We start from the raw sequence: 7,824 nt of genomic DNA, 5'->3' as shown, positions 1-7,824 counted from the left end.
GTGCTGCTGGCGCCCATCCCGCTCACCGCCGCGGTGTTGCTCTTCGTTACCGCGTGTTCCACGGCAAGGCGCGGGCGCTGGAGGATTGAGCCCTCAAGCGGGCCCAACCTGCAAGTTCATCACGGCTGCCCGCCTGGGCCCGCTGCTAGAATTCCCGCCGTTCCGAGGAGCGTTGCAAGGGGGCCTGTCCACATCACACGGCGGCCTCCCCAGGCTCGGATCCCTTCACAGGCAACGGCGCTCACCCGCAAGGCAGGTCGTGGGTGAGATCGTGATTCCCCCTCTCACTATTCACGGCCGGCGGCGGGTTTCCTTCTTTACGGAGACCTCCATGAACGCTGTCCTCAAACCCCTTCATACCGACCAGTACGCGGTCGCCGACTTGTCGCTGGCCGGCTGGGGCCGCCGCGAGATCCGCATCGCCGAGAGCGAAATGCCCGCGCTGATGGCCATCCGCGAGGAATACGCCAAGAGCCAGCCGCTCAAGGGCGCACGCGTCACCGGCTCGCTGCACATGACCATCCAGACCGCCGTGCTGGTGGAGACCTTGCAGGCGCTGGGCGCGCAGGTGCGCTGGGCCTCGTGCAACATCTTCTCCACCCAGGACCATGCCGCCGCGGCGCTGGTGGAGCAGGGCACGCCGGTGTTCGCCTACAAGGGTGAGTCGCTGCGCGACTACTGGGACTACACGCACCGCATCTTCGACTTCGGCCCCAAGGGCACAGAGGGCGAAGGCCCCAACATGATCCTGGACGACGGCGGCGATGCCACGCTGCTGATGCACCTGGGCCAGCGGGCCGAGAAGGACCTCTCCGTGCTGGCCAACCCCGGCAGCGAGGAAGAGCGCGAACTCTTCGCCGCCATCCGCGCCAAGCTCGCCGTGGACGCCACCTGGTACACCCGCAAGAGCGCCCAGATCATCGGTGTCACCGAGGAAACCACCACCGGCGTGCACCGCCTGAAGGAAATGAGCGCCAAGGGCACGCTGCTGTTCCGTGCCATCAACGTGAACGACAGCGTCACCAAGAGCAAGTTCGACAACCTCTACGGCTGCCGTGAATCGCTGGTGGACGGCATCAAGCGCGCCACCGACGTGATGATCGCCGGCAAGATCGCCGTGGTGGCCGGCTATGGCGACGTCGGCAAGGGCAGCGCCCAGGCGTTGCGCGCCCTGTCGGCGCAGGTGTGGGTCACCGAGATCGACCCCATCAATGCGCTGCAGGCCGCGATGGAAGGCTACCGCGTGGTCACCATGGACGAGGCCGCCAGCCTGGGCGACATCTTCGTCACCGCCACCGGCAACAAGGACGTCATCACGCACGAGCACATGCTGCGCATGAAGGACCAGGCCATCGTCTGCAACATCGGCCACTTCGACAACGAGATCGACATCGCATCGATCGAGAAGTACCAGTGGGAAGAGATCAAACCGCAGGTGGACCATGTGATCTTCCCGGACGGCAAGCGCATCATCCTGCTCGCGAAGGGGCGTCTCGTGAACCTCGGCTGCGGCACGGGCCATCCGAGCTACGTGATGTCCTCGAGCTTCGCCAACCAGACCATCGCGCAGATCGAGCTGTACTCGCGCTCGGGCGAGTACGAGGTCGGCCAGGTCTACGTGCTGCCCAAGCACCTGGACGAGAAGGTCGCGCGGCTGCAGCTGTCCAAGCTGGGCGCCAAGCTCACTGAGCTCAGCGAGGCGCAGGCCGCCTACATCGGCGTGTCGAAGCAGGGCCCGTACAAGCCCGACAGCTACCGCTACTGAGCCGGTACGTCGCGGCCATGCGCGCCGACCAACTGCTGGTGCAGCAGGGGCATGCCCCGTCCCGATCGGCCGCTGCGCGGCTGATCGAGCGCGGCGCGGTGCGCTGGCTGTCGCCCACCGGCTGGATGCCGCCGCGCAAGGCCGGCGAGGACCTGCCCGAAGGCTGCGAGATCGAAGTCACCGACGACGCCGAGCTGCGCTGGGTGTCGCGCGCCGGCCTCAAGCTTGAGGCCGCCCTGGCCCGCACCGGGCTGGATGCCACCGGCGCGGTGTGCCTGGACGTGGGCCAGAGCACCGGCGGCTTCACCCAGGTGCTGCTGGCGCGCGGCGCGGCGCGGGTGGTGGGCGTGGACGTGGGCCACGGGCAGCTGCACCCCGAGCTGCGCCGCGACGTGCGCATCACCGCGCTGGAAGGCGTGAACGCCCGCCACCTGACCCGGGCGGCATTGGGCGATGGGGCGCCGGCCGAAGGTTTTGGCCTCATCGTCGGCGACCTGTCGTTCATCTCGCTCACGCTGGTGCTGCCGGCGCTGCGGCCCTTGTGCCACTCGCAGGCGCAACTGCTCCTGCTGGTGAAGCCGCAGTTCGAGCTGCAGCCGCAGGACATCGGCAAGGGGGGGCTGGTGAAGGACCCGCAGGCGCATGGGCAGGTGCAGGCCCGCATCCGCCAAGCTTGCGTCGCGCTGCAACTGCACGTGCACGACTACTTCGAGAGCGCTGCCCCGGGCGGCGATGGCAACCAGGAATTCTTCGTGTGGGCCATGCCCGCACCGGATGGAGATCGATCATGACTGCTCCCGCGACCCGGCCACCCCTGAGCCTGGAGTTCTTCCCCCCCAAGACGCCCGAGGGTGTCACCAAGCTCGCCGCGGTGCGCCGCGAGTTGTACGAGCTGTCGCCGCAGTTCTGCTCCGTGACCTATGGCGCCGGCGGCTCCACGCAGGATGGCACCTTGCAGGCCGTGCAGGCCATCCTGGCCGAAGGGCGCGAAGGCGCGCCGCATTTCTCGTGCATCGGTGCCAGCCGCGAATCGATCCGCGCCAAGCTGGCTGAGTTCAAGGCCGCGGGCATCCGCCGCATCGTGGCCTTGCGCGGCGACCTGCCCAGCGGCTACGGCTTCGGCGCCGGGGCCGGCGGCGAGTTCAACCACGCCAGCGACCTGGTGGCCTTCATCCGCGCCGAGACCGGCGACCACTTCCACATCGAGGTGAGCGCCTATCCCGAGATGCACCCGCAGGCCAAGTCGCCGCAGGCCGACCTGCAGGCCTTTGCCACCAAGGTGCGCGCCGGCGCCAGCTCGGCCCTGACCCAGATGATCTTCAACAGCGACGCCTACGCCCGCTTCGTGGCCGAGGTGCGTGCGCTGGGCCTGGACATCCCGGTGGTGCCGGGCATCATGCCCATCACCAACGCCAGCGGCCTGCTGCGCTTCGCCGACAACTGCGGCTGCGACATCCCGCGCTGGATCCGGCTGCGCCTGCTGTCGTTCGGCGACGATGCGGCCTCCATCAAGGCCTTTGGCGTGGACGTGGTCAGCGCGCTGTGCGAGCGCCTGCTCGCCAATGGCGCGCCAGGCCTGCACTTCTATACGATGAACCAGTCGGCCGCCACGCTGGCGATTGCGCGCAACCTCGGCTTGTAGCGAGCAGGGGGCGCCGCTTGCCGTGCCCTGGGGGCTTCATTTCACGCCGTGCTGTCCCACGGCACGCCCTCTTCGTTGATCATGGCGTCCAGCGGCACGTCATGCGGCTCGGGCGTCAGCCAAGGGATGAAGCCGTGGGCATAGCCCACGCCCACCGTCACCGGCCGCGGTGACAGCGCCGCCAGCGTGCGGTCGTAGAAACCGCCGCCGTAACCCAGGCGTACCCCTTTGGGGCCATAGCCCACGCAGGGCACCAGCAGCAACTGCGGCTCGAACGAGGGCGTGTCTTTGGGCTTGGGGATGCCGTAGGCGTCTTCTTCCATGGGGCAGCCCGGGAACCACACGTGGAACCGCAACTGCTTGGATTCGCGGTGGATCACCGGCAAGCCGATCTGGCGCCCGGGGTCGGACTCGGTCCAGCGGAACAGCGCGGGCAGCGCATCGAACTCGCCCTTGATGGGCCAGTAGGCGCCAATCGCTGTTTCGGGGCGCCCTACCAGCCAGACGCGCAGGACCTCCTGCAGGTCCATGGCGCGCCGGTGTCGATCGACCATCGCCAGCCGCTCGGCCTGCAGGCCGCGCCGCAACAGTCCTTTATCGCGCGAGGGTTCGATCGGCAGCTTGAAGGATGAAGCCATGCACGCATTGTGCGCGAGCCAGTGGCCCGCCGGTCATGCCGGCGTGCATGAACCGGGGTGGAGTACCGGCTTGGCCGACCCGGCCAACCGGGGTAGCCAGTCGCGCCAGCCCATTGCCGGCTGCGCCGCCGGTTGCCAGCGCCACAACGGTGCAGGGGCCTGGCGCAGCGCCTCGATCACGATGTCGTCGCCGCGGTCCAGCCGCACCCGCTCGCCGGGATGCAGCACATGGTCGTCCAGGTCACCGCTGCGGGTGAGCCACAGCTTTGCGCAGGCCACCAGTTCGCCCGTGGCGGGCACTTGCCAGTGTGTGACGGCAGCGGCGGGCTGCCCGTATTGTTGCGACTTGGTCATGAATTAACTCCGTGGAACTCACCCATCGAGTGGGACAATCAGTAGGCGAATGATCGGACGGAAGCGGGCGCCAATCCAGTGAATCCTGTGCCGACAATTAATGCGTAATTGATATGAGTAACCGTCGCCATCGTCCCTTGCCGTTGGAGCAACTCCGGGCTTTCGACGCCGTGGCCCGGCACCTGAGCTTCAGTGCTGCCGCAGAAGACCTGCACCTCACCCAGTCGGCCGTCAGCCGCCAGATCAAGGCCCTGGAAGACGAACTGGGGGCCAGCCTGTTCCAGCGCGGCACGCGCCGCGTGGCCCTCTCGGCCGACGGCCACACGCTGTTGTTGGCCGTGGGCGCGAGCCTGGAGCGCATCGACGCCGCGGTGCGCCAGATCCGCCAGGCCAAGGGCCGCCGCAGCGTCAGCCTGAGCACGTTTGCGTCGTTCGCTTCGCTGTGGCTGATTCCCAAGCTCCACAGCTTCCAGCAGCAGCATCCGGACATCGACATCCGCATCTCCGCCGGTGACGCGCTGGTCGACCTCGAAAGTGCCGACTTCGACTTGGTCTTGCGCTACTGCCACCCGGACGAAGCGCCGCCCGGTGCCTTGCGACTGTTCGGCGAGGTGCTGACCCCGGTGGTCAGCGCTGCCACGCAGGCCCAGGCGGCGGCCGGGCAGACCCCGCCGCTGCGCCAAGCCGCCGACCTGGCGCAGTACACCTTGCTGGAAGAGGACGACACGCGTCCGAGCAGCCAGTACCTCACGTGGCATCGCTGGTTGCAGGTGCAGGGCCATGCGGGCCTGCAGCCGCGCCGTTGGCTGTTCATGAACTTCACGTACCAGCAGATCCAGGGCGCACTGGCCGGGCAGGGCGTTGCGCTGGCGCGCCTGGCGCTGGTGAGCGACGCCATCGAGCGGGGTGAACTGGTGGAGCCCTTCGGCCTGGCCGGGCGCATGCAAAGCCCCTACAGCTACTGGCTGGTGCCCGCGCCCAATGCGCGCGACCGTGCCGAACTTCGCGCCTTCTGCGCCTGGGTGCGGGCCCAGGCGGCCCAATCACGTACAGCCATCGGCGAAAGTGAATGAAGGTGAAGGCCGCTCGGCCTGGATGAAAAAACGGGCGCTCATGCAGGATCGCTGCGGCGCCCGGGGGAGAAAAGGCCTTGGAGAGACCTATCGATCAAACGGTTCAATCGTCGGCCAAAGCCGCGAGGGTGGAAACCGGCATTCGGGGGGTGCCTGCCGCCCGGTGTTCAGACCCGCTGCTGCGCGATCTGTTGTTCGCGTGCGCTGGGCACGGTCACCTCGTCGAACTGGGCCTTCTTGAGGTCCGCGGCGCGCGCGCTGCCCTTGGTGCCAGTGATCACTACCGGTTCCAGGCGAAACACCGGCATCTCATCGTTCGCCGGGCCGGTGCCCAGACCCAGATTCCCGACGGCGGCGAGGCTGGCCAGCAGCATGGTGCTCAGGGTGACGGCAAATGCAAGGTCGGTGGTTTTCATGGTGTCCTTTCGGCTGCAGGGAAGCTTTGCAGTACAAGCACTCTAGGCAATGAGGTCGTTTCGTGCGCGCGGGAAGCGACGATCGGTGCCGCGCGGCACCTGAAATGCAGGCCCGGGCGACGAAGTGACACCCCCGGTTGCGGTGTTGCACGCCACAATGGACCCCCGCATGCGAGCCGGCTGCGTTAGATTGACCCCGTCGAGAAGCTGCCGTATGAATTTCACACATTTGTCACTTTCCTGGCGCCGATGGTCGATCGCCGGGTTGGCCTGTGCCGGTGCCCTGCTCATGCTGCCGGCCTGGGCGGCCAACAACCCGCCGCCGCGCGGCAGCGATGTCATCCTCGATGCGCGCGAAGCCCTCAAGCGCGGCGACAGGGCCCGGTTGGCCAGCCTGCGCGCCGCCGCTGTCAAAGCACAGAATCCGTTGGCCATGTGGGTGGACTATTGGGAACTGAGCCAGCGATTGCCCAATGCCGCACCCGACGAAGTGAATGAGTTCTACGCGCGCTGGCCCGACACCTACGTGGAAGACCGCCTGCGCAACGACTGGCTGCTTGAGCTTGGCCGCCGGCGCGACTGGGCCCACTTCGCCACCGAGTTTGCGCGCTTTCGCATGAACGACGACCGCGAGGTCAACTGCTATGCGCTGCTGTTGCGCCACCAGTCCGGCGAGGACGTCACGGCCCTGGCGCGCAACCGCTGGCTGGCGCGGCGCGACACCGACGACGGCTGCGCATTGCTGGCCACCACGCTCTACCAGGAGCGCCGCTTCACCGAGGCCGATGCGTGGATGAAGGTGCGCCTGGCCGGCGAATTGAACCGGTCGCGCGTGGCCAAGCAGGCCGCGGCGCTGGTGAGCGATGCCAGCGCCACCGTGGTGGGCGAGATCTTCGACAACCCGGGGCGCTATCTGGCTCGCGAGTCGGCGCGGCGCAATGGTCCGCTGTCGCGCAAGGACACTGAACTGCTGGCGCTGGCGCTCACTCGGCTGGCCGACAACGATGCACCCGCCGCCGCCGCGCAGATTGAAGAACGCTGGGCGGCCAGCCTGCCGCCGGCCACGCTGGTGTGGGTCTGGGCCGCGGTGGCCAAGCAGGCCGCCATGGACCTGCTGCCGCAGGCGCATGAGTGGTACCGGCGCTCAGCCAGCGTGCGGGGCGCCGGCGCGGTGCAGTTGTCGGACGACATGCTGGGCTGGAAGGCCCGCGCCGCGCTGCGGGCCGAGGGCGTGGCCGGCCGCTGGGAGCAGTTGCTCGACGCCATCGAGGCCATGAGCCCGGCCGAACAGCGTGAATCGGCGTGGGTGTACTGGAAGGCCCGCGCGCTCAAGCTCACGGCAGCCCCTTCGCCCGATGCGGGCGGCGATGTGCAGCGGGCCCAGGCCGCGGCGCTGCTCGAAACCCTGGCGGGCCAGATGAACTTCTACGGCAAGCTTGCGGCCGAAGAGTTGGGCCGCACCCAGGTGCTGCCCCCCAAACCCACGCCGCTCACCGCCGACGAGCGCGGCCGCGCCCGCACGCATGCCGGCCTCACGCGGGCCCTGGCCCTCATCTCCATCGGCCTGCGCGACGAAGGCGTGCGCGAGTGGAACTTCAGCCTGCGCGGCATGGACGACCGCGAACTGCGTGCTGCCGCGCAGCGCGCCTGCGACGCCGAGATCTGGGACCGCTGCATCAACACCAGCGAACGCACCCTGGCCGAGATCGATGTCGAGCAGCGCTTCCCCACCCCGTTCAGACGTGACATCGAGTCCGCGGCGCGCGACGCAGGCATGGATGCCGCCTATGTCTACGGTGTGATACGCCAGGAATCGCGCTTCGTGGTCAACGTACGTTCGGCGGTGGGCGCTTCCGGGCTGATGCAGGTCATGCCGGCCACCGCGCGCTGGACGGCGCGCAAGATCGGCCTGACCGGCTTCACGGTGGACCAGTTG

The 7,824-nt window shown here is 68.2% G+C and carries 8 protein-coding genes and 1 riboswitch; of the genes, 5 read left to right on the top strand and 3 right to left on the bottom strand.

Annotation, left to right across the window (positions count from 1 at the left end; all coding sequences use genetic code 11):
* Positions 1-158 precede the first annotated feature (158 nt).
* Positions 159-250, top strand: a riboswitch (S-adenosyl-L-homocysteine riboswitch).
* A gap of 81 nt (positions 251-331) precedes the next feature.
* Genes ahcY through metF form a run of 3 tightly spaced genes read left to right on the top strand, consistent with a single transcriptional unit; the run spans position 332 to position 3,407 of the window.
* On the top strand, positions 332-1,765 hold the full coding sequence (gene ahcY / locus VFL64_RS21995) for an adenosylhomocysteinase (RefSeq protein WP_489542528.1): 1,434 nt from the start codon (positions 332-334) through the stop codon (positions 1,763-1,765).
* Positions 1,766-1,782: 17 nt separating this feature from the next.
* Positions 1,783-2,556 carry a TlyA family RNA methyltransferase gene (locus VFL64_RS21990; protein WP_489542527.1) on the top strand — a complete coding sequence of 258 codons (774 nt, stop codon included), beginning with the start codon at positions 1,783-1,785 and terminating at the stop codon, positions 2,554-2,556.
* Positions 2,553-3,407 carry a methylenetetrahydrofolate reductase [NAD(P)H] gene (gene metF, locus VFL64_RS21985; protein WP_489542526.1) on the top strand — a complete coding sequence of 285 codons (855 nt, stop codon included), beginning with the start codon at positions 2,553-2,555 and terminating at the stop codon, positions 3,405-3,407. The genes VFL64_RS21990 and metF overlap by 4 nt, the downstream gene beginning before the upstream one ends.
* Positions 3,408-3,448: 41 nt before the next feature.
* Here the strand turns inward: metF and VFL64_RS21980 are convergent, their stop codons facing one another.
* Both VFL64_RS21980 and VFL64_RS21975 read right to left on the bottom strand, forming a co-directional pair.
* Complete coding sequence (locus tag VFL64_RS21980; RefSeq protein WP_489542525.1) at positions 3,449-4,045, bottom strand: 5-formyltetrahydrofolate cyclo-ligase; 597 nt, start codon at positions 4,043-4,045, stop codon at positions 3,449-3,451.
* Between the two features lie 33 nt (positions 4,046-4,078).
* Positions 4,079-4,399 carry a DUF2917 domain-containing protein gene (locus VFL64_RS21975; protein WP_489542524.1) on the bottom strand — a complete coding sequence of 107 codons (321 nt, stop codon included), beginning with the start codon at positions 4,397-4,399 and terminating at the stop codon, positions 4,079-4,081.
* Positions 4,400-4,512: 113 nt separating this feature from the next.
* Here VFL64_RS21975 and VFL64_RS21970 point away from each other — a divergent pair, with 113 nt between their 5' ends.
* Complete coding sequence (locus VFL64_RS21970) at positions 4,513-5,472, top strand: LysR family transcriptional regulator (protein WP_489542523.1); 960 nt, start codon at positions 4,513-4,515, stop codon at positions 5,470-5,472.
* A gap of 167 nt (positions 5,473-5,639) precedes the next feature.
* Here the strand turns inward: VFL64_RS21970 and VFL64_RS21965 are convergent, their stop codons facing one another.
* The gene (locus tag VFL64_RS21965; RefSeq protein ID WP_489542522.1) at positions 5,640-5,888 is read right to left on the bottom strand and encodes a hypothetical protein; all 249 of its coding nucleotides are present in this window, start codon (positions 5,886-5,888) and stop codon (positions 5,640-5,642) included.
* Between the two features lie 214 nt (positions 5,889-6,102).
* Here VFL64_RS21965 and VFL64_RS21960 point away from each other — a divergent pair.
* Positions 6,103-7,824, top strand: a 1,722-nt coding sequence (locus tag VFL64_RS21960) for a lytic transglycosylase domain-containing protein (protein WP_489542521.1), incomplete at its 3' end; no start/stop codon positions are given.

This window comes from Rhizobacter sp. (genome assembly GCF_035702065.1).
Lineage (GTDB): Bacteria > Pseudomonadota > Gammaproteobacteria > Burkholderiales > Burkholderiaceae_C > Rhizobacter.
Note: the sequence above shows the minus strand (reverse complement) of the source record. Positions and strands in the feature narration are given on the sequence as shown.